Below are 19,617 nucleotides of genomic sequence, written 5' to 3' on the forward strand. Positions count from 1 at the left end.
TAAAAAAAAGAGGTGCTATCGATGGCTTGGCCAACACATATTGTAGCGGTGGGTGGAATTGCAATAAATGAAGAGGGAGATATTCTTTTAGTAAAAACACATCATGGTGGGTGGGTATTTCCTGGAGGACAAGTGGAAGTTGGAGAAAACCTAATGGATGCACTAATTCGCGAGATTAAAGAGGAAAGTGGAATAGATGTCGTTGTTTCTCAATTGATTGGCGTGTATTCGAATACAGGTATGCATAAATGGTATGACGGTGAGACGGATGTTCCTACCAAGGTCATGTTAGACTTTATCTGCAAGCCCGTGGGAGGAGAATTAAGTACTTCAGAGGAAACATCTGAAGTGATGTGGGTAGCCAAGGAGAAGGTGCTGGATCTGATTTCTGCAGCGGCTATTCGTACCCGCTATCAAGCTTATTTGGATTTCGATGGAAATACTAGGTATATGGATTATGTAACTGGAGGTGCGTTTGAAGTTAAATTGGATCGGATGGTGTAAAAAAGATACTTTGAGGCTTTCCCGAAAGGGAAGGCCTCTTTTGTGTGCGCCCAGCATGGGCGCTATCTATAGGGTTGAAGTCCCGAATGGCGAAGGCAGTAGTAGCCATTAGCTTAAGGCAAGGGTGTCCACCGCGAGGTGGAATCTGAAGGAAGCCAGCGGCAAATCTCCGGTCTGAGGAATACGAACTTCATACAAGGCTAACGTAGGCTGGATGAGGTTGCACAACAAACCAAAGTCCATACTGCCAAAGGCGTACGAGAGTAAATGAAGCAGATAGATGGAGGGGAAGATAGCGTTCTTACCTGGGGAGATCTGTGTGATAGGCGAGTATACTTCGTAACCCTACTTGTGAGAGTAGGCTGAGTGCACAGAAGTCAGCAGACGCCATAGTACGCAAGCTGTTGCAACAGCTGCGGAAGGGCTGAACATGGAATAGGATTTATACATCCAGGCGTTCAAGATGAGCGATGAATGCAGAAAAAAAAATCCGAAAGGACCTGACTGAAGAAGGAAACGGTGAATCCCGTGGGGGACTTCAGCAGGGCGGAGTTCATCTTTGGCACAAATGGAAGGTATAAATCACGTAAAGAGAGGTTAAAAAAAAAATGTTGGAGCAACTGCTATCACGGGAAAATCTTCTGCAAGCCTTAAAGCGTGTTGAAGCGAATAAAGGAAGTCATGGCGTAGATGGGATGTCCGTAAAATCCTTACGAGAACACATCGTACAAAACTGGCAGACCTTGCGGCATGCCATAGAAGAAGGAACCTATGAACCGAGCCCCGTGCGCCGAGTCGAAATCCCGAAACCCGGTGGCGGAGGTGTTAGGTTACTAGGAATACCTACCGTGACAGATCGAATGATCCAACAAGCAATCGCGCAGGTGTTAACTCCATTGTTTGATCCAGAGTTTTCCGACCATAGCTATGGATTCCGTCCGAAAAGACGAGGGCATGATGCGGTGAGGAAAGCTCGAACCTTTATGAAAGAAGGCTATCGATTCGTAGTCGACCTAGACTTGGAGAAATTCTTTGATCGCGTCAACCATGACCGACTGATGATGAAGATTTCGGAGAAAGTGGAGGACAAGAAAGTTCTCCTGCTTATCCGCAAATATCTTCAGTCAGGTGTGATGGAGAACGGGTTAGTAACCCCGACAACGGAAGGTGCCCCGCAAGGCGGTCCACTGAGTCCGTTATTATCTAACATTGTCCTAGATGAGCTCGACAAAGAACTCGAGAAACGTGGGCACCGCTTCGTTCGTTATGCGGATGATTGCAATATTTACGTGAAAACGCTAAGAGCAGGAGAGAGAGTCAAGACAACGGTCACCCGATTCATCGAGACGAGGCTAAAGCTGAAGGTGAACCAAGTAAAGAGCGCGGTAGACCGTCCCTGGAAACGAAAGTTTCTAGGATTTAGTTTTAGTGTGGACAAAGAACCAAAGGTGAGAATTGCGAAGCAATCCTTACAGAGAGTCAAGGTTCGAATACAGGAGATATCCTCTCGAAAGAGATCGATGAAGATGGAAGAGCGAATCAAGGAACTAAACCACTACCTCATGGGATGGTGCGGTTATTTCTCGCTGGCGGATACCCCAAGTACCTTTCGAGATATGGATAAATGGATACGAAGAAGGCTACGAATGTGCCTCTGGAAGCAGTGGAAGACCCCTAGAACCAAAGTCAAAAGACTTATATCCTTAGGGGTACCTAAGGATAAAGCCTATGAGTGGGGAAATACCCGAAAAGGGTATTGGCGAATTGCAGGGAGTCCAATTCTACAACATGTATTGAATAACCAATATTGGGAAGCCAATGGATTAAAGAGTGTATTGGACAGATACAACTCCTTACGGAATATTTCATGAACCGCCGTATATCGAACGGTACGTACGGTGGTGTGAGAGGTCGGGGGCTAGCCGCCCCCTCCTACTCGATTGAGAATGAGCGATCATTCCGCTATATCGTATAAGGATTGTGACGAATCATCTCAATTAAATTCACTGCGGCTGCTGATAAGGGCTCATTTTTACGTGTACAGATCGCAATGGTGTTCTTCAGATGGATTCCTTCTACATATACTCGGCACAATTCTCCACGCTCTACATATTTGCGTACGACTAATGAAGAAACGAAGTTTGCACCATATCCGGCGATAACGGCTTTGATGGCTTCATGTAGTCCATTAAATTGCAAAGAGATGATAGGAGCGGGTGTGTTGTATGTGCGGCATAAAGATAATAATCGCTCCCGCGTTGAACTTCCTTTTTCACGCATAACAAAGGGTTCCATCATCATTTCGGATAGAGAAACCTGCTGATTGGCATAACGATGATCGGGTGCGACTACAAACCATAACTCGTCCTGAAATAACTCCTCTGTCTGGATTGTATCTGGATAAGCCTCGGCGATTCCTCCATAAATAGCTATATCCACGTCTACATTTAACAGCTGCTTGAGGGCATCACTTGAGTTGGTAGTGGTGATCATCATCTCCACTTGTTCATATTGTTGCTTAAACTTTGCAATCCAGGTAGGAATGAGAAAGTGAGCAGGCAAATACGTTGCGGCTAGACGGATACTTCCGTTAGTGCCGTTAACATAATCTTGAGCGAATTGTTCAATTTGTTGTTCTACGGCGAACAGTCGCTTGGCGAGTAGAGTAAGCTCTTCCCCAGCATCCGTTAAAGCGATTCCTCTGCCTTGAGGTTTAAATAGGGTAAAGGACAGTTCTTTTTCGAACTTCTTAATCTGCGCAGTGATGGCAGGCTGACTTATATTTAAAATTTCTGAAGCGCGTGTCACACTGCCTGTCGATGCGATTACATGGAATAAGCGTAAGGCATGTAGGTTCATGGTTAAACTCCCATTCTTCAATTTATATATTAAATATATAAATTATACTTAAAGATATATTATATTTATGATTATAACTGATTTACAATACAGATATAAAGATGAACTTGGAAAAATGAGATTAGGGAAAGGAGTAATGGAGAGGAGGTTTGGAACTGTAGGAGCGTAGCGATCGCCTTTGTCTCCGGATTTCAACCATGAACAAATACTAAAGGAGAAGTGATAAATATGAATCAAACGACTACTTGGGATAAAGTCGATCAGTATATTACAGAGCGCCTGATTCCACAGGACTCTGTGTTGGAAGAAGTGTTGGTCACCAATCAACAGGCAGGGCTGCCGCCCTTTGATGTTTCGCCCAGTCAGGGGAAATTCCTGAATCTACTGGTGCAAATGAAAGGTGCACGCCGGATTTTGGAGATTGGCACCTTGGGCGGGTACAGTACGATTTGGATGGCAAGAGCCCTGCCGTCTGACGGACAGATAGTTACCTTGGAGCTGGATCCCATCCATGCGCAGGTAGCTAAAGCTAATCTATCGCTTGCCGAGGTGGATCATCTGGTAGAGCTTCGTGTAGGGGATGCATTAGAGCAACTGTCTCAGATGAAACAAGAGGGCGTTGAACCCTTCGACTTTATTTTTATAGATGCCGATAAACCGAATAATCCTAACTATTTAAAGTGGGCGCTGCAATTCTCCCAGCCCGGATCGGTGATCCTTGGAGATAATGTGATTCGTGAAGGTGAGGTCATTAATGAGAATAGCGAAGACGCTCGTGTAGTAGGCGTACGGGAATTCTATGATCTGTTGGCTGAAGAGTCTAGAATTTCGGCTACTGCCATTCAGACGGTGGGAAGCAAAGGTTATGATGGATTTGTATTGGGGATTGTGAATAGCTGAGGGATTTCACAGGTCCTCTGAGCGTTACGGACCCCAGTGACGCTATTGCTTAGAAAGAGGTTCATCTGTGTCCGATAGATGCCGGTGCCTCCTACCTGTAAATGATATCAAATCAAACAAAGGTGTCCCTAAGCCATGATGGCTTTAGGAACACCTTCGTTATTTTAAAGCGCCTCTTTAATCACCTTTTTGTAATAGAAGACGGACAATATTGCAAAGATCGAATACAAAGCAGTGTATAACAGCATCACCAGAATCATCGGTGTCCAAAGCTCTGTGCCGAATAAGAACCAGCCGGATTTAACGGCGAAGTAGCTGTGAAGCAGACCTATGACTAATGGAATACCGAAGTTGAACAATTGTTTCATCTGTATACCTCTGAGCAGATCACCTTGCGTGAATCCAAGCTTTCTCAGAATGGTGTAGTTAGGTTTTTCATTTTCACTTTCATCCATTTGTTTAAAGTATAGAATACATCCGGAGGTAATCAAGAAGGTTAACCCCAGAAAAGCAACGATAAACATAATGAGTCCCATATTTTGTTTTTGACCTTTTATCGACTCTAATTGAGAGTCTTGTTTGTTATTCTCATCAAATTTTAAGGTCTTGAAAAGTTCATTTGCCTGTTCAACGCTGGCCCGGACTTTCATATCAATCCCGATATTAAGGGAGGATCCTCTTTGAAGGGCAGGATCTAAATCCTTCTTTAAGCGCTTAAAGATAGATTCGTCTACAACCGCAACCGGTAAGCCACCACCTGTGTAATACCCTGAAATGGGACTTTCGATATCTAATCTTTTATAATCCTGCGGAAAAACCTCATGTAACCCTTTGAGTTCAATCGCACCTTTATCTTTCATAGTAACAAAATTATCCAATGTACTGCTTGATTTCGTGAAATAAGCTTTATCTGGAGTTAGATCAACGTCTTCAAGTGCATTTTCACTTATGACCGCCAGGGTCATAATATTTGAAAACATATTGTCTCCGTCCGGTTTTTTAACAAGAATCTCTTCAACATCTACATCGACCTGAAGGACTTGGGTCCTTCTTTCTGTAAATACTAAATCATTTGCCGTTAGGATCTTTGTAAATTGTTCAGCCTCTTGGGCATTCGTGAATACAAAATCCGTTGGGACATATTGCTTGGAAGTTTTCTCAGCAGAGTAAAAGGAAATGTAGCTAAGGGATAATAAACCCAGGGCTAGTGCCGATACCGTTGTAATGATGGTTAATAATACGGCATTGGATTTCATGCGAAACATAATGGAGGAAAGAGATAGAACCTCTCTAATGTTCAGATAGCCGTTTTTCCGCTTACGAATGATATGAAAAATAAAACTTACCGAGCCTTTATAAAATAGATAGGTCCCAATAATGACGGATCCCAAAATAGTAATCATGGATATAGCCAATTGATTCATTGAGGTTACGTCTTCGGTAAGTAATTTAGAGGAGAGCACATAGCCCAATAGGATTAGGCCAATTCCGACAATCCCTATGATCATTTCAAAGAAGGATAATTTTTTCACTGTACCTTCTGTTGTTGAGGTCACCCGGAACAAGGATAAAATACTTTGTCTTTTAATAAATCCATAATTCATCAGCATGATCAAAAGATAAATCACACAGAATACGATCAACGTCTGAATCAAAGCTTCGATAGAGAAATGAAGGGAGGCTATAGCATCGACCCCCATTATCTTAAATAAGATCATGAGGATTAATTTTGAGATAGAAAAGCCAACCAATATCCCCAGGACCAAGGAACCGAAATACAGAATAAAGTTCTCTGCCGAAAGAATGCGGAAGATTTTATTTTTGGTCATTCCAATTAACTGAAATAAGCCAATTTCTTTACCGCGTCGTTTGATGAAGATCGTATTAGCATATAACAGGAAAATAGAGACAATTACGACTAGTAAAATCGAGGCAGCCATGATGGCTGCGCCCCCTTTGATAGAGCTTTCCAGCTCATCCATCGAGGGATCATATTGCAAGGTGACAAAGGCGAAATATAAGGCCACACTAAAAACTAGCGCAAACACGTATAGGTAGTAATTTCGAATGTTTTTTCGCAGATTTCGAATCATTAATACATTAATGCTCATTCTGCACACCGCCTAATACACCCTGTGTTTTTATAATGTCGTTGAAGAAAACTTGTCTTGATTGTTCTCCTTTATTTAGCTGCGTATAGATTTTTCCATCTTTTATAAAAATAACTCTACTGCAATAACTGGCAGCCACTGGGTCATGCGTAACCATAACGATGGTTGCTTTTCGTTTTTGATTGAGTTCACTTAGCTTATTTAATAAATCAGAAGCGGATTTAGAATCCAGCGCCCCGGTAGGCTCATCAGCAAAAATAATACTTGGATCATGAATGAAGGCACGAGCTGCTGAGGTACGTTGTTTTTGACCGCCAGAGATTTCATTGGGGTACTTATTTTTTAATTCCAAAATCCCCAATTCCTTTGCGAGACTTTCGAATTTCTGATTGGCGGCTTTCTTGGGTGTATTGGTAATGGATAGTGGCAGCAGGATATTCTCCTTTACCGTCAGTGTGTCCAAGAGATTATATTCTTGAAAAATAAAACCTAAATGATTTTTGCGAAATTCCGCGAGCTGCTTCTCTTTCATATTGGAGATTTCATTGCCCTCAATGGTAATAGATCCGTTGCTGATTTTGTCGATCGACGAGAGTACGTTGAGTAGGGTTGTTTTACCTGAACCGGAAGGCCCCATGATGCCAACGAATTCGCCTTCTTCTATACGAATATCGAGTCCGCTTAACACGGATTGTTTGTTTAATTTATTGCCATAGCTTTTATGAATTTTAGTAGCTTCTAGAATTGCCATAATGATTCACTCCTTCGTTTCTTCTTGTATAGCCTTATTATAAAAAAGTTTATTGTTCTTATCCTGCGATTGCCCGAACAAAATATAAAAGCATGTGACATTGTTGTCACATGCTTGAGATTTTAACGAATTCATTTTTGAGTGGGAAGGTTAAAGTAAATGTTGTTCCCGCTCCAAGCTTGGATTGAACCCCGATGATGATGAGTAAGGATTGAGCTGCTTTCTGAGCTAAATATAAGCCCATGCCTGTGGCTGCATTGTCGCGATGTACAGTAGTGGAAGTAAACCCTCTATCGAAGATGCGCGGCAGGTCCTTCGGATCTATCCCGCGCCCGGAATCCTTCACCTCAAGAACGATATGTTCAGCTTGCTGGTAGCTATTCACTGTAATATCAGAAGCTTCACTATATTTTACGGCGTTGGTTAGTAGTTGTCTGAGGATAAAAGCCAGCCATTTAGCATCACTAAGCACTTCAGCAGCTTCTAAGTGCAACTCAAAGCCGATTCCCTTCTGAATACACCAAGACTGTAACGTCTTAATCTCACTAAAAATAAGCGTTTCTATATCGATTTGCTCCATATACAGATCGTTTTCAATAAAGGGTATCCGTCTTTGGTGGAGCTGCTGATCCAGCAGCAGATGAATACGCAGCCACTCATAGGTCAAGTGCCTCTTCATAACATCATCTTCTATACGTTCAATCATTAGATGCATTGCGGTCAGTGGAGTCTTTACTTCATGAATCCAGGATAACAGCTCATCCTTCTCTTGCTCCAAGTTCATTAGATTGTCTGAAGCAGTCCTCTTTAACAGTTTCACTTGGTTGGTGATGCTCTCTTCGATGATTTTCTCAAAAGGACTTTCGGCAAGAGCGATACTTGTCAGATCGAGATCATCGTCCCGCTCATTTAAGCTTTTATAAAATCTGGTTTCCTTAGGATAGCGAATGACTAGAAAAATTACGAAAAAAATCATTGATAAAGAGACCAGATAGAGCACTGAAGACAGGGGGATGGTCGGGTCCATAAAGGTGATAAAGAGCATAAATAGATGTACAAAGAGAAAGAGCAGAATCCAACCGAGTCTTTCGAGCAGGTACTTTTTTATCATAGAGAATCCTCTTCAATGGCTACGTACCCTTGTCCAACCTTCGTCTCAATAAACGCCCCTAATTCAAGCTCGTCCAGCTTTTTGCGCAGCCGATTTACGTTGACGGTGAGGGTGTTATCACTAATAAAGCGCTTATCGTCCCATAAGCTATTAATTAATTCCTCGCGGGTGACAATTTTATTCTTTTTCTCAATGAGTAATTTCAATATGAAAATCTCATTTTTGGTAAGCTCAATCGATCCCGTGTCGTTGGTCACTGAATTCCGCTCATAATCGACGGTAGCTCCGCACCACGTTTTGAGTTCAATGTTATCCGAATTGTAATTGTACACACGTCGGAGAATGGCTTGCACCTTGGCAATGAGTACATCGAAATGGAAGGGCTTTTGGATATAATCATCGGCTCCCAGCTGCATGGACATCACCATATCTGTCGGATGATCCCGGGAGGATAAGAAGATAATCGGCAGGTTAGAGTGAGAGCGAATCATTCTGCACCAATGAAATCCATCGAATTTGGGTAATTGGATATCAATTATCACTAAATCAGGTTTGATTTCCGTGAATTCCTGTGTAACATTGTTGAAATCTTGAATGCCATATACATCATAAGACCACTGCGTAAGCCGCTCTTTGATCTCATTAAACAGCGTTGTATCATCTTCGATTAATAAAAGCTTGAACAAATCGGTCACCACACTTTTAGTTTCGTACCTTGCGTTTAGAATACGCTTAAACGATTGAAGCCATACTTTGATTGTGCTTAGAGCATTGCAGATAACACTGTCTGGTAATGCGCAAATTCCTTCGTTTCATTAAATTGAGGGCACATTTTCAAGGAGAGCAGGGCGCTTTCGATTAAGAACTCTCTTGGTTCCTTGTTGTTCATGATCTCTTCTTGGATAAAATATAACAGCTTTAGTGCATTGGACAGGTTAGGATCATCAGCGGCGAATGATTTATCTATGATTTTTTTTAAGCTCACGGTCGCAAACGATAAATCATTATTAAAAAAATCAGTGTATTCAGCAACAGGCAATAGTTTCCCTACATGATCGGGGGAGATAAGCTGGATTCCTTTTTCGCTTACATCCTCAACAATCGTCTGGATAAGAGTAGTGCAATAATTAATGATTTGTTGAGAGGTAATGACTTCATTCATGGCACTGTTAATTTGCAGCATATGTTGCAAGATGCCTGTGAAAATGATGGCTCCATCCAGTAGATAGGGCTTCTTATCTTCAGAAAATATATGCAGGAAACGTTCATGCACCCAGGTTAATAAGGTGAATTTAGTTTTTTTGATGAACGTAATTAAGTCGGGATCATTGGAGACCAGGGCATCTTCAACCAGCTGCAACAATTTATTTTTCTTATTGATTTTCATAACCAGTTGAACTTGTTTAGCGAATATATCAATGTCAGAGGGGTCCTGGCCAATGAGCAGGCCATTTCTGCCTTCTTCCAGCTGGTCATGAATAGAGGTGAATACAGCTTTAAAGAGATCCCCTTTGGAAGGGAAATAATTATAAAAAGATCCTTTGGAGATCCGGCTGTGATTCAGAATGTCCTGTATGGATGTGGCGTGGTAGCCTTTTTCAATAAATAATTCATGTGCTTTTTGAATTACTTGCTCTTTCCGTTTATTTATCATCTTAGGTGCCCCTTTAAGCTGGACTCTTTTGTGCAAAAAAAACACTTCACGTAGAATAGACTAGCTTATATTTCCACTTAATACAATTTAGTTTTTAAATGAATTCTGACTTGCCAAGCAGTAAATATAAGAGTAATATATTCTACATTGTAACATAAGTTCAAATTTGAACCGACGGTATGATTATAGAATGGAGGATTCCAAAATGAAAACGAAAGAAAGTAAAGCGTCCTATGGGATTTTGGCAATCCTTATGATTGGTGCATTTGTTGCTTTACTAAGTAATACACTACTCAATATAGCTTTACCATCGATTATGAAGGATTTTGATGTCAGTGCCTCAACGGTACAGTGGCTATCGACGGGTTATATGCTAGTGAACGGGATCATGATTCCTTCAACGGCCTTTTTAATTCAAAAGTATACAGCGAGACGATTATTCTTAATCGCCATTGGATTATTTGCAATAGGGACCTTTATTGGAGGCTTTGCTCCAAGTTTCCCTGTATTATTGATTGCGAGAATGGTCCAAGCCTCAGGGGCCGCAATTATGATGCCATTATTAATGAATGTATTGTTTACCACATTTCCACCTGAAAAACGCGGCTCGGCCATGGGGATGTTTGGTTTGGTTATGATTTTTGCACCAGCCATTGGTCCTACACTGTCAGGATGGATTATTCAGCATTATGAATGGCCTGTGCTGTTCTTTATGATTGCACCTATCGCCGTATTGGTGTTCATTCTTGCCTTCTTCAAACTGCATGATCCTAAAAAAGATGTGGCTATTAAAATCGATATTCTATCTGTAGTTCTATCAGCGATTGGGTTCGGGGGTCTTCTATACGGCTTCAGTTCCGCTGGGAATAAAGGATGGGATGATCCAATGGTCTACTCCACCCTTATTATCGGGGTAATTGGTTTAGTGATATTCATAATGCGCCAGATGAGAATGAAGGAGCCTATGCTTAACTTCAGAGTGTACAAATATCCGATGTTCGCTTTATCCTCAGCGATTTCGATTACACTGAATATGGCGATGTTCTCAGCGATGATGTTAATGCCGATTTACCTGCAAAATATTAGAGGCATTTCACCTCTGGATTCGGGACTCCTAATGTTGCCTGGTGCATTGATTATGGGGGTTATGTCTCCAATCACAGGTAAATTGTTCGATAAATTCGGCGGCAAAGTCTTGGCGTTAATGGGTCTGGCTATCGTAGTGATCAGTACGTATTTCTTTAGTGATCTAACTGAAACAACGAAATATTCGACACTTATGATTTTGTATTCTGTGAGAATGTTCGGGATTTCAATGGTTATGATGCCTGTGATGACCAATGGTCTGAACTCCATCCCGGCTAAATATACACCGCATGGTACAGCCATGAACAGTACGATTCAGCAAGTCTCCGGAGCGATTGGCGGGGCGCTGCTTGTAACGATTATGTCTAACAGTACCACTTCACATGTCAAAGATATGGTAGCAGAAGCTGTGAGTAAATTAACGGCTAAACCTTCTGCAGAGCAATTGCTTGGTATTCAAAACCAAGTCATCGCAAAAGCAACGATCGAAGGAATTAACGATGCGTTCTTAGTGTCAGTAGGCGTAGCCATCATTGCCTTTATCCTAGCTTTCTTCATAAAAAGAGGGATACAGCCTAAGGATACAGAAACAGTCGAAGAAAAAGTGGCTGTTAAACAAGTTTCATCCGCTAGATCGATGTAATTTGCTATGCAGAAAGACGCTCACCTATGTGAAGTGCTCCCTGTCAAGTGGACAGTGTAAAAAACAAAAATAGTTAGTTTAGATACCTCAGTTCGTATTGCCAGAACTGAGGTATCTTCGTTATGCAGCTCGTCGGTATTCGCTAGGTGACAAGCCATCCAAACACTCTGTGTAGCGGTAATTATTGTAGTAGTGAATATATTTGCTAACCTCTGTGAGGACATCATCATAGGTGTCATACTTTGTAAGATAATAGCTTTCTGACTTGTATGTACCCCAAAAACGCTCAATAGGTTGGTTGTCCAAACACCGACTCACACGAGACATGCTTTTCTTAAATCCGTATTTTACATGAAGTCGGTTGTACTCATGAGACGTGTACTGGAAGCCTCTGTCGCTTTGTAAAAGAGGGGATACGCCAGGATTCTTCGCGTAAGCCCTCTTCAACGTATCCATCACGAGTTTATTGTTGTTGGAATGGCTTAATACCCATGAGACAATGGAATTATCATATACATCAATAATAGCGCTCAAATAGGCTTTGCGCCCATTCCCGTACTTCAGTTCAGTCACATCTGTACACCATTTTGAATTAGGAGAATTGGCATCAAAGTTACGGTTCATTACATTTTCAACTACATGGATCTCCGTAGCTTTCACATAACTCGCTCGTTTTCTGCGAATGACTGCTTTAAGCCCAAGAGCACACATAATTCGGTAATAACGCTTTTTGTTGTACTGCTTTTTGAGCTTTCGGTTTAATTGCGTGCGCATTTGACGATAGCCAAGAATCCCTTTTCGCTTGTCATATCGTAGCTTTACTTCTTTCGCTAACGCACGAGTTTCAAGTTCTATGCAAGAGGGTTTCCATTTTAACCACTTGTAATAGGCAGATCGAGCAACCCCAGCTAACGCACACAACTTCGTAATTGCGTGACCTTTTTCTTTGTTCAGTTCTTGAATCGCTTGATACAAGTTTACTTGTCGAACGAGGGTTAGCGTGTATTTCGTCGCTTGATCTCCGCCAACTTTTTTGCGAAGTCATTCTCCATCTCTAGGTATTCATTTCGCGCTTCTAGCTCTTTAATCCGTAGTTTAAGGCGGTCATGCTCATCTAGTTCTTCTACAGGCTTTTTGCGACCGCGATTGTCCTGAAGAGCCTCCTCGCGGCCAACTTGATATTTCCGAACCCATGCGTAAACTTGCTGATAAGATACTCCGTACTTTTCAATCGCTTTCTGATAATCCAATCCATTAGCGATGGTATATTGTGCAATTTCAATGCGTTCTTCGAAAGTTGTTTTACGTCCTTGGTTCATATGAGATAGTCCTTTTCCTGTATGTGTAGGTTTCAATTCTATCTCATTAGTATACTTGGTAATCCATTTTGTCAAAACACTTCTGCTTGAAATATAATGCTTGTTTGTCACCTCTTCAACGGAGCAACGACCAGACAACACTTCGTTAACAGCAGCAAGCTTCAATTCCTTTGGGTATGATTTCCATGTTCTCGATTCCCTCAACCCGTCCAAACCATCTGCTTTATATTTCCTAATCCATTCTCTAACTGTGTGTGAACTAAGACCTAGCTGCTTTGCCTCATAGTTTGGATTTGACTTGTGCTCAAGGCACAGCCCTACGACATGTAATTTTACTTTTAAAGATGTTGGACTTCTATTAGACATTAGAAAAACTCCCATCATTGTAGCAGTAGAAGTTTTTGTTTTTTCTACTGTCTACTATGATGGGAGCTTATCAATGGTGGGCGTCTTTTTGTCTTAATTAAAAATAGAACTCTGAGTGAGTCTTGGTCCATCTTGAATGACCGTTATGGAGTCGTTTCCACCTACATAAATTCTATTTGTGAGCGGGTTTAGCACAGTGCTGCCTGATACGGAGGAGAATCTTGCGAGCCGTTTAAACGTGGTGGCGTTATAAACGGACATATGATTCTTATCAAAATTACCAACAAATAAATGATTTGTATTCGGGTTGATAATCGTGTTGGAGGAGGTAGGCAACACCTTTGTGGTTATAATTTTGTTGTTGCGCCCATCTATGACAAACAGCCTGCCCTTACCCTCCACTTGTGCACTTGAGACATAAATACGATTCGTCAGCGGATTTATAACGACCTCACTTTGCAAACGTCCCAGCTGTACATTACGCAACAATTTATTGGTTCGGCCATTGATCACAGAAAGAAACCGGCTCAAGTTATTAGCGACATAAATACGATTGGTAATTTTATTAAGTGCTGGCGCTATCACGGGGTTACTTCCGACTTTTATTGTCGCAATGATCGCCTGTGTAGTTCCGTTAATGACGGTGACGCTATCATTTACTGTATTGGTCACATAGACACGGTTGGTAAGCTCATTGATAACAATTCTGGAGGGGCGTCCACCGATTTCAATCTTTTTACGGACCTGATTTGTTTTCCCGTCTATGATGAATAGGGTTCCGAATGCGCTAGTTACATAAATCAGATTGGTTCGAATATTTACTCCGATATTGTCTGGGAATCGGCCTACTTTGACAGTTTTGATTACCTGGTTTGTCCGCCCGTTTATGACAGATACGTTTTCGTCACGGAAGTTAGGTACATAAATCCGGTTGGTTTGGGGGTTGATTCCGAGCTGAGACGGCAGTCTTCCTACAGGGATCCGAGCGATAATGCGATTAGTTCTGCCCTCCAATACCCCGATAGTTCCAGCCTCGGTGTCTGGGTTTACAAAGTATACTCGATTCGTGACGACATTTACTTTTATATCTCCGATCGGTCCGGCAGAGCGGACTGTAGCAATCACTTTTGGCTGCGCCATGCTTTTACCCCTTTCCAAGTAAATAGATACTTCATTATATTTAGGCTTAGGCAAAAGGGTACTTCATTTATCCTTGCAAGATATATATTAGGAGTGTAGAATGGTACTCCATTATCCAAATATTAGGTTAGGTGTAAGCGTTTTATTTTTTGAGAAATTGAGATTGATTGGAGGTTGGGGTTGAGATGGTGAAATCAGTGTTGTCGGATATTTTATTAATACCTGATAAGATGCAGGTTCATAGCGAATTATTAGAGGAAATTGGGCAGTATATCACACAAGAAATTCTAAATCATCCGTTAATGAAAGAGGAGAGTCAGCGGGTAAGTATTCTCCTTGATGGATCGACCGCACTTGGTGTGGTGGATGAGCAGTCGGATGTGGATGTAATCATTATTTGTCAGGATGAGTATTATAGCAGCATTAATCATCGGTTCGAGCAAGCGGGGCTGATCCCGGAGCAAAGTAGTTTTTTTATGGATTTACGACTTCCCAGCGGCAAGACCGGACATTACACACTGCATAAAATATCAGAAATCAAAGCGGCGTTAATGAGCGGAAATATGGAATGGCTGTGGAATGCTTCTATTTCTTATATCTACTATGACCGATTGGCTGTAAAGTCACTTTTTGATGCCTATGTGCCCCTCCAACCTGGAGTCCTAATGAGATTTCGTAAGAATTCATACATACAGTTACGAAGTTATGCCAAAAGCTTAGATAATCCTGTAGTGCGTGGCGACGCCTTTCCTATTTTATTTTTAGCGGTTTCTCTTTATAAAGAAGCATTACGCTGTGCCATTACTATTGAAGGTTACCCCTACCCCTATGACAAATGGCTGGTACCTGTAGCCAAACAAACAGCTGTCGGCCGAAAGATTTTGGAGTGTGCGGGCGATTTTTGGAGTTTTATTAGAGATGATGAATCCTTTGCCCCTATGTACCAAGAGGATAATAACTTTGTCAAAATGGAAAAACGATTCCGGAAGATACTTGTAGAGGAATTCCGCATGCGGGGGATCGATGAACCTTGGTTAGTAGAGTGGTGGAAGTTTATGGAGGAGTGAGTGGAGCTATAGGGTGTTTGGGTGAGTAGAGTAGCTGTGGTGGCGGGGTTGCTGGGATGGCTGTAGTGGGCTGAAATGGTTGAAGCGGTGGAATGGCTGAAGTGTTTGGGTAGCGTAGTAGCTGGGGTGGTGGAATGGTCGGATGGTTGAGGTGGCTATAGTGTTTGGGTGATCGTAGTGGATAGCTAGCTGTAGCGGCGTAGTAGCTGTGGTGATTAAGTAATTTAAATGACTCCCCTTCCTCCTCTTGATTATGGTAAGGTATATTGAAGTGGAATTTTAGTGAGAGGTGATTATATGGACGGGACAGTTTCAATATTAGGAGTTCCCTTTTCAAAACTAACACTACATGAGACAACACTTCATCTAACAAAACATATTCAATCTGGGGAATCGAAACTTTTCCATTTGATCACGGCTAACCCGGAAATTACGATAACAAGTCAATCGGACGAGCTGCTACGAACCATACTTCAAGAAGCGGATCTAATCACTCCTGACGGGATTGGCATTGTGATGGCATCAAAAAGAAAAGGCGATCCTATTGCTGAGAGGGTAACTGGATATGAGCTGCTTCTTGAGCTTTTGGAGCAAGGAAATAGCTTGGGATGGAGTTTTTATTTCTTGGGAACAGATGAGCTTACCAGCTGTAAAGCGGTCGAAAAGATCACGGAGTTATATCCGAATGTGAAGATTGCAGGAAGACATAATGGTTTTCTTACCAAGGAAGAGGAGCCTGCCATTGTAGCAGAAATACAGCGCGCACAGCCAGATTTCCTGATCGTTGCGATGGGTGCGCCATACTCTGACAAATGGGTATATAAGCACAAACAGGAGCTTGCGCAGGTAAAAGTTGTTTTTGGCGTGGGGGGCAGCTTAGATGTAATAGCGGGAAAAGTTACTCCTGCACCAGCGCTATGGAAAAAACTCAATCTGGAGTGGTTGCATCGACTTTTGTTCGCTCCCGTTGCGAAGGGACAAAAGTCGCGATGGCGCAGACAGGCAGTGCTGCCCAAATTCGTGTTCCGAGCTATGATTAGGAAATGAAGAAAAGGCCTCGTTTATGGGGGCCTTTTTTTGGTTCGGTTGGTGGGAGAGGAGGAGGGGGCAGATGTGAGAGTAGGAAGTAAGGAGTAGGGGGAAGAGTAAGAGAGATTAGTGGGAGTAAGGTGAGGAGTATGAGCAAGAGTGAGTAGTGAGATTGAGGTAAGGACTAGGAGTAGGAGTAGGAGTAGGAGTAGGAGTAGGAGTAGGAGTAGAGTAAGAGTAAGAGTAAGAGTAAGAGTAAGAGTAAGAGTAAGTAGTGGGATTGAGGTAAGGAATGGGAGCAAAAGTGAGTAGTGGGAGTATGTGTAAGAGTGGTGAGTAGGATGTAAGTGCGACTATAGCTGTGACCTTTAAACAAATTAATAATAATAAACAACACCGATTCTGGTGATGCCATAGTCTCGTATTTAATTCAAACTAAAAGCTAAAGAGGAACAATAAGGGCAAAAATGCCCCTGAGTCACTGGAATTCCGCCGAAGTGGGAAATAGAAGGCAAAAATGCCCTAGATCGGGTGCAATTCAACCCGACGAATCAAATCAACGGTATAAATCCCGCAGAATGAGCCGAGTCCGGCCCGACGAAGTAAATCAACGGTATAAATCCCGCAGAATGAGCCGAATCCGGCCCGACGAAGCAAATCAACGGTATAAATCCCGCAGAATGAGCCGAGTCCGGCCCGACGAAGCAAATCAACGGTATAAATCCCGTAGACTGAGCCAAATCCGGCCCGAAGAATCAAATCAACGGTATAAATCCCGCAGAATGAGCCGAGTCCGGCCCGAAGCAGCAAATCAACGGTATAAATCCCGCAGAATGAGCCAAATCCGGCCCGACGAAACAAATCAACGGTATAAATCCCGTAGAATGTCCCCAACCCGCCCGGTTACTATCCATTACCAACAGGGAGTCGGTTTTCGCCACACATTTAATGTGATCCCTACTATGATGAGTGAAATTTGTTTAATTGAGCAGATACATCCGCGTTCATTGAAAATAGGGTTGGAGTTTATCGCTGCAAAATAAAAAAACTGACACCGCTATACCAGCGATATCAGTTTACAGAGCTTAGCGATTAAGCTAGCGGCTGCCTATTTTTAGCTTGTTCCTCTCGCATCCACTGTGACAACTGGCGTTTGAGCTTAATGAACTCGGGAGAGTCCGTAATCTCATCACGGCGTGGCCGCGGAAACGGCACATCGACTGTATGCAGAATGGAGCCGGGGCGGCCGGAAAATACATAGATACGATTAGAGAGCAGCAACGCTTCTTCGATGTTGTGAGTAATGAACAGCACAGAGCGGCGATTCTCTTCCCACAGCTCAAGCAGCCAGCGCTGCATTTCACTGCGAGTTAGTGCATCGAGTGCGCTGAAAGGTTCATCCAGCAACATTAGCTCCTGGGGAGCGAGCAATGCTCTGAGAAAAGCTGCACGCTGCTGCATCCCGCCAGACAACATATGCGGATAAGCATGTTCGAAACCGCTTAACCCAACCTTGGCAAGCCACTGGCGCGCTTCCTCGCGGGCTCCATCCCGCAGTGCGCCCTTGATCTCCCCAGCAAGCAGCACATTATCCTCAATCGTACGCCAAGGAAAAAGCGCAGGCTGCTGCGGCATATAACTAATTTCACCGCGTTGACCTGTAACGACCTTACCGTTCATGCGGATCGTGCCTGCATCGGGTTTCACAAGGCCGCCAATCATATGGAATAAGGTGCTTTTTCCGCAGCCGGAAGGACCAACGATCGAAACGAACTCTTGTTGCTCTACCTTGAGAGAGACATTATTCAGAACGTTCGTCTCACGGCGACGATGGGAAAAAGATTTGGAGATGCCGCTCACTTCAAGGGCGGGTGCCACGGTATGAGCTTCAGGAGAGCTTATGACTTCTGTTGTTCTGTGTTGCATTTGCGTCGCTTGAGACATACAGGCATCTTCCTTTCTATGAGTTACGGCGCGGCTTCCAGCGAACCAGCCATTTTTCCAGCAATGCAATAATAGCAAAGAGTACAAGACTTAAAAGTACAATAATAACAATAGCAACAAACATCCGATCCGTACGATATGCGGATTTCTGCAGAAGCATATAATAGCCAATACCTTTATCCGCGCCAATCCATTCAGCGACCACGGCGCCCATAACCGCATAAGTAGCAGATATTTTTACGCCGGAAAATAGTGCCGGGATAGAAGAGGGCAGCTCCAGCTTGGTGAAGATTTGCCACTTGCTTGCGCCAGCCATTTTCATATAATTCATCATGACCTGATCACTTTGGGCCAGACCGCCCATCGCAGCGACAGCTACCGGGAAGAAACATACTAGTGTAATCAGCACGATTTTGGGCAAAAGACCAAAGCCGAACCAGATAATGAGCAGGGGTCCGAGCGCGATGGAGGGAACATTTTGACTCAGAATAATAAGTGGATAAAAAGCCCGTCTAGCCCAAGGCAAAAGATGCAAAAGCAAAGCAACGATCAGGCCTACCCCCGTACCAATGGGAAAACCAATTAAAGTGAGCCGCAGCGTAGCCATCGTATGAGCCCAAAGACCAGAAGCGTTACTGGTGGATTCACGGGCAATATCAGCAGGACTCGGCAGAATCCAGGATTCAATATGAAATACAGATACAGATAGCTGCCATACGGTTAAAAAGAAGACGACCGCCACAAGGGGCGGCCATATTAGCTTCCAGGTCGATCTCACGGCCGATATTTCTCCGTCAATTTATCCATGCTGATTCCGTTAGGATTATGAGCGATTTTGATCTGCGAAATTACGCTTGGACTGCCTGCTTCGATCAACGCCTCCTGCATCTGACGCACAACCTCCAGCAGCTCGCTAAGCTCACCTTCCATTGTGGTTTCCAGTGGATTCACTTGATGTTTAACACCGGATTTCTGAATGACCTCAATCGCTTTATCTACGTATGGGATGGAATCCTCATTGTTCGGAGTTTTTGGAATTACTTGAATGCTTAGTAGGGTGTTAGCCACAATAATCAATCCTCTCATTTTATAAGGTAAGTTTAAAAAGCCAACTTTGATAACGAAGTAATTCA

The 19,617-nt window shown here is 42.9% G+C and carries 20 protein-coding genes; 6 read left to right on the forward strand and 14 right to left on the reverse strand.

The genetic code is table 11. The features are described 5' to 3' along the window. The first annotated feature begins 21 nt into the window (after window positions 1-21). On the forward strand, window positions 22-504 hold the full coding sequence (locus MHH86_RS01955; protein ID WP_076142321.1) for an NUDIX hydrolase: 483 nt from the start codon (window positions 22-24) through the stop codon (window positions 502-504). Between the two features lie 108 nt (window positions 505-612). Here the strand turns inward: MHH86_RS01955 and MHH86_RS01960 are convergent, their stop codons facing one another. Continuing rightward, window positions 613-747, reverse strand: coding sequence for a hypothetical protein (locus MHH86_RS01960; RefSeq protein ID WP_256720279.1), 135 nt, complete (start codon window positions 745-747; stop codon window positions 613-615). A 365-nt stretch (window positions 748-1,112) separates the two neighbouring features. Between MHH86_RS01960 and ltrA the strand changes: the two genes are divergently transcribed. After that, complete coding sequence (gene ltrA / locus MHH86_RS01965; RefSeq protein ID WP_076317345.1) at window positions 1,113-2,375, forward strand: group II intron reverse transcriptase/maturase; 1,263 nt, start codon at window positions 1,113-1,115, stop codon at window positions 2,373-2,375. A gap of 91 nt (window positions 2,376-2,466) precedes the next feature. Here the strand turns inward: ltrA and MHH86_RS01970 are convergent, their stop codons facing one another. Continuing rightward, complete coding sequence (locus tag MHH86_RS01970; RefSeq protein WP_076179679.1) at window positions 2,467-3,363, reverse strand: LysR family transcriptional regulator; 897 nt, start codon at window positions 3,361-3,363, stop codon at window positions 2,467-2,469. A 228-nt stretch (window positions 3,364-3,591) separates the two neighbouring features. Between MHH86_RS01970 and MHH86_RS01975 the strand changes: the two genes are divergently transcribed. Continuing rightward, window positions 3,592-4,263, forward strand: coding sequence for an O-methyltransferase (locus MHH86_RS01975; RefSeq protein WP_076179680.1), 672 nt, complete (start codon window positions 3,592-3,594; stop codon window positions 4,261-4,263). 164 nt (window positions 4,264-4,427) lie between these two features. On the opposite strand, the gene MHH86_RS01980 is transcribed toward MHH86_RS01975, so the two are convergent. The 5 genes from MHH86_RS01980 to MHH86_RS02000 form a co-directional block, all read right to left on the reverse strand. After that, window positions 4,428-6,374, reverse strand: coding sequence for an ABC transporter permease (locus MHH86_RS01980; protein WP_038568418.1), 1,947 nt, complete (start codon window positions 6,372-6,374; stop codon window positions 4,428-4,430). Continuing rightward, on the reverse strand, window positions 6,364-7,125 hold the full coding sequence (locus tag MHH86_RS01985; RefSeq protein WP_038568421.1) for an ABC transporter ATP-binding protein: 762 nt from the start codon (window positions 7,123-7,125) through the stop codon (window positions 6,364-6,366). Before MHH86_RS01985 ends, MHH86_RS01980 begins: the two co-directional genes overlap by 11 nt. 106 nt (window positions 7,126-7,231) lie before the next feature. After that, window positions 7,232-8,236 (reverse strand): sensor histidine kinase, encoded by a 1,005-nt coding sequence (locus tag MHH86_RS01990; RefSeq protein ID WP_076148006.1) that lies wholly within the window; start codon window positions 8,234-8,236, stop codon window positions 7,232-7,234. Next, on the reverse strand, window positions 8,233-8,922 hold the full coding sequence (locus tag MHH86_RS01995; protein WP_076148008.1) for a response regulator transcription factor: 690 nt from the start codon (window positions 8,920-8,922) through the stop codon (window positions 8,233-8,235). The genes MHH86_RS01990 and MHH86_RS01995 overlap by 4 nt, the downstream gene beginning before the upstream one ends. Window positions 8,923-8,999: 77 nt before the next feature. Next, on the reverse strand, window positions 9,000-9,890 hold the full coding sequence (locus MHH86_RS02000; RefSeq protein WP_235219480.1) for a TetR/AcrR family transcriptional regulator: 891 nt from the start codon (window positions 9,888-9,890) through the stop codon (window positions 9,000-9,002). Between the two features lie 205 nt (window positions 9,891-10,095). On the opposite strand from MHH86_RS02000, the gene MHH86_RS02005 reads away from it, so the two are divergent. After that, window positions 10,096-11,619 carry a DHA2 family efflux MFS transporter permease subunit gene (locus MHH86_RS02005; protein WP_036682711.1) on the forward strand — a complete coding sequence of 508 codons (1,524 nt, stop codon included), beginning with the start codon at window positions 10,096-10,098 and terminating at the stop codon, window positions 11,617-11,619. 120 nt (window positions 11,620-11,739) lie between these two features. Here MHH86_RS02005 and MHH86_RS02010 read toward each other — a convergent pair whose 3' ends face one another. From MHH86_RS02010 to MHH86_RS02020, 3 genes are all read right to left on the reverse strand, one after another. Further along, a complete protein-coding gene (locus MHH86_RS02010; RefSeq protein WP_081383579.1) occupies window positions 11,740-12,594 on the reverse strand; it encodes an IS3 family transposase in 855 nt (284 codons plus the stop codon). 20 nt (window positions 12,595-12,614) lie between these two features. Continuing rightward, a complete protein-coding gene (locus MHH86_RS02015) occupies window positions 12,615-13,304 on the reverse strand; it encodes a helix-turn-helix domain-containing protein (protein WP_036683516.1) in 690 nt (229 codons plus the stop codon). Between the two features lie 93 nt (window positions 13,305-13,397). Continuing rightward, entirely contained in the window at window positions 13,398-14,444 is a 1,047-nt protein-coding gene (locus MHH86_RS02020; RefSeq protein WP_342479613.1) for a YncE family protein, read from the reverse strand. Window positions 14,445-14,629: 185 nt separating this feature from the next. Here MHH86_RS02020 and MHH86_RS02025 point away from each other — a divergent pair, with 185 nt between their 5' ends. Together MHH86_RS02025 and MHH86_RS02030 are read left to right on the forward strand one after the other, a co-directional pair. After that, window positions 14,630-15,511, forward strand: a complete 882-nt coding sequence (locus MHH86_RS02025; protein ID WP_342479614.1) for a nucleotidyltransferase domain-containing protein — start codon at window positions 14,630-14,632, stop codon at window positions 15,509-15,511. A gap of 297 nt (window positions 15,512-15,808) precedes the next feature. Next, entirely contained in the window at window positions 15,809-16,558 is a 750-nt protein-coding gene (locus MHH86_RS02030; protein WP_076225289.1) for a WecB/TagA/CpsF family glycosyltransferase, read from the forward strand. A gap of 504 nt (window positions 16,559-17,062) precedes the next feature. Here the strand turns inward: MHH86_RS02030 and MHH86_RS02035 are convergent. The 4 genes from MHH86_RS02035 to MHH86_RS02050 form a co-directional block, all read right to left on the reverse strand. Continuing rightward, the gene (locus MHH86_RS02035; RefSeq protein WP_342479615.1) at window positions 17,063-17,434 is read right to left on the reverse strand and encodes a hypothetical protein; all 372 of its coding nucleotides are present in this window, start codon (window positions 17,432-17,434) and stop codon (window positions 17,063-17,065) included. Window positions 17,435-17,632: 198 nt separating this feature from the next. Next, entirely contained in the window at window positions 17,633-18,466 is an 834-nt protein-coding gene (locus MHH86_RS02040; protein WP_051491256.1) for an ABC transporter ATP-binding protein, read from the reverse strand. A gap of 34 nt (window positions 18,467-18,500) precedes the next feature. Then, window positions 18,501-19,262, reverse strand: coding sequence for an ABC transporter permease (locus MHH86_RS02045; protein WP_036682669.1), 762 nt, complete (start codon window positions 19,260-19,262; stop codon window positions 18,501-18,503). After that, the gene (locus MHH86_RS02050) at window positions 19,259-19,552 is read right to left on the reverse strand and encodes an MTH1187 family thiamine-binding protein (RefSeq protein ID WP_036682688.1); all 294 of its coding nucleotides are present in this window, start codon (window positions 19,550-19,552) and stop codon (window positions 19,259-19,261) included. The genes MHH86_RS02045 and MHH86_RS02050 overlap by 4 nt, the downstream gene beginning before the upstream one ends. Between the last annotated feature and the right edge of the window lie 65 nt (window positions 19,553-19,617).

The organism is Paenibacillus sp. FSL F4-0097 (genome assembly GCF_038593125.1).
Lineage (GTDB): Bacteria > Bacillota > Bacilli > Paenibacillales > Paenibacillaceae > Paenibacillus_AQ > Paenibacillus_AQ odorifer.

What these genes read in the sequence shown, in the direction of transcription:
- MHH86_RS01980 (WP_038568418.1), bottom strand. Translation starts at nt 6,374, where the DNA reads ATGAGCATTAATGTATTAATGATTCGAAATCTGCGAAAAAACATTCGA.
- MHH86_RS02030 (WP_076225289.1), top strand. Translation starts at nt 15,809, where the DNA reads ATGGACGGGACAGTTTCAATATTAGGAGTTCCCTTTTCAAAACTAACA.
- MHH86_RS02000 (WP_235219480.1), bottom strand. Translation starts at nt 9,890, where the DNA reads ATGATAAATAAACGGAAAGAGCAAGTAATTCAAAAAGCACATGAATTA.
- MHH86_RS01990 (WP_076148006.1), bottom strand. Translation starts at nt 8,236, where the DNA reads ATGATAAAAAAGTACCTGCTCGAAAGACTCGGTTGGATTCTGCTCTTT.
- MHH86_RS01955 (WP_076142321.1), top strand. Translation starts at nt 22, where the DNA reads ATGGCTTGGCCAACACATATTGTAGCGGTGGGTGGAATTGCAATAAAT.
- MHH86_RS02040 (WP_051491256.1), bottom strand. Translation starts at nt 18,466, where the DNA reads ATGCAACACAGAACAACAGAAGTCATAAGCTCTCCTGAAGCTCATACC.
- MHH86_RS02020 (WP_342479613.1), bottom strand. Translation starts at nt 14,444, where the DNA reads ATGGCGCAGCCAAAAGTGATTGCTACAGTCCGCTCTGCCGGACCGATC.
- MHH86_RS01960 (WP_256720279.1), bottom strand. Translation starts at nt 747, where the DNA reads ATGGACTTTGGTTTGTTGTGCAACCTCATCCAGCCTACGTTAGCCTTG.
- MHH86_RS01970 (WP_076179679.1), bottom strand. Translation starts at nt 3,363, where the DNA reads ATGAACCTACATGCCTTACGCTTATTCCATGTAATCGCATCGACAGGC.
- MHH86_RS01985 (WP_038568421.1), bottom strand. Translation starts at nt 7,125, where the DNA reads ATGGCAATTCTAGAAGCTACTAAAATTCATAAAAGCTATGGCAATAAA.
- MHH86_RS02025 (WP_342479614.1), top strand. Translation starts at nt 14,630, where the DNA reads ATGGTGAAATCAGTGTTGTCGGATATTTTATTAATACCTGATAAGATG.
- MHH86_RS01975 (WP_076179680.1), top strand. Translation starts at nt 3,592, where the DNA reads ATGAATCAAACGACTACTTGGGATAAAGTCGATCAGTATATTACAGAG.
- ltrA (WP_076317345.1), top strand. Translation starts at nt 1,113, where the DNA reads ATGTTGGAGCAACTGCTATCACGGGAAAATCTTCTGCAAGCCTTAAAG.
- MHH86_RS02005 (WP_036682711.1), top strand. Translation starts at nt 10,096, where the DNA reads ATGAAAACGAAAGAAAGTAAAGCGTCCTATGGGATTTTGGCAATCCTT.
- MHH86_RS02015 (WP_036683516.1), bottom strand. Translation starts at nt 13,304, where the DNA reads ATGTCTAATAGAAGTCCAACATCTTTAAAAGTAAAATTACATGTCGTA.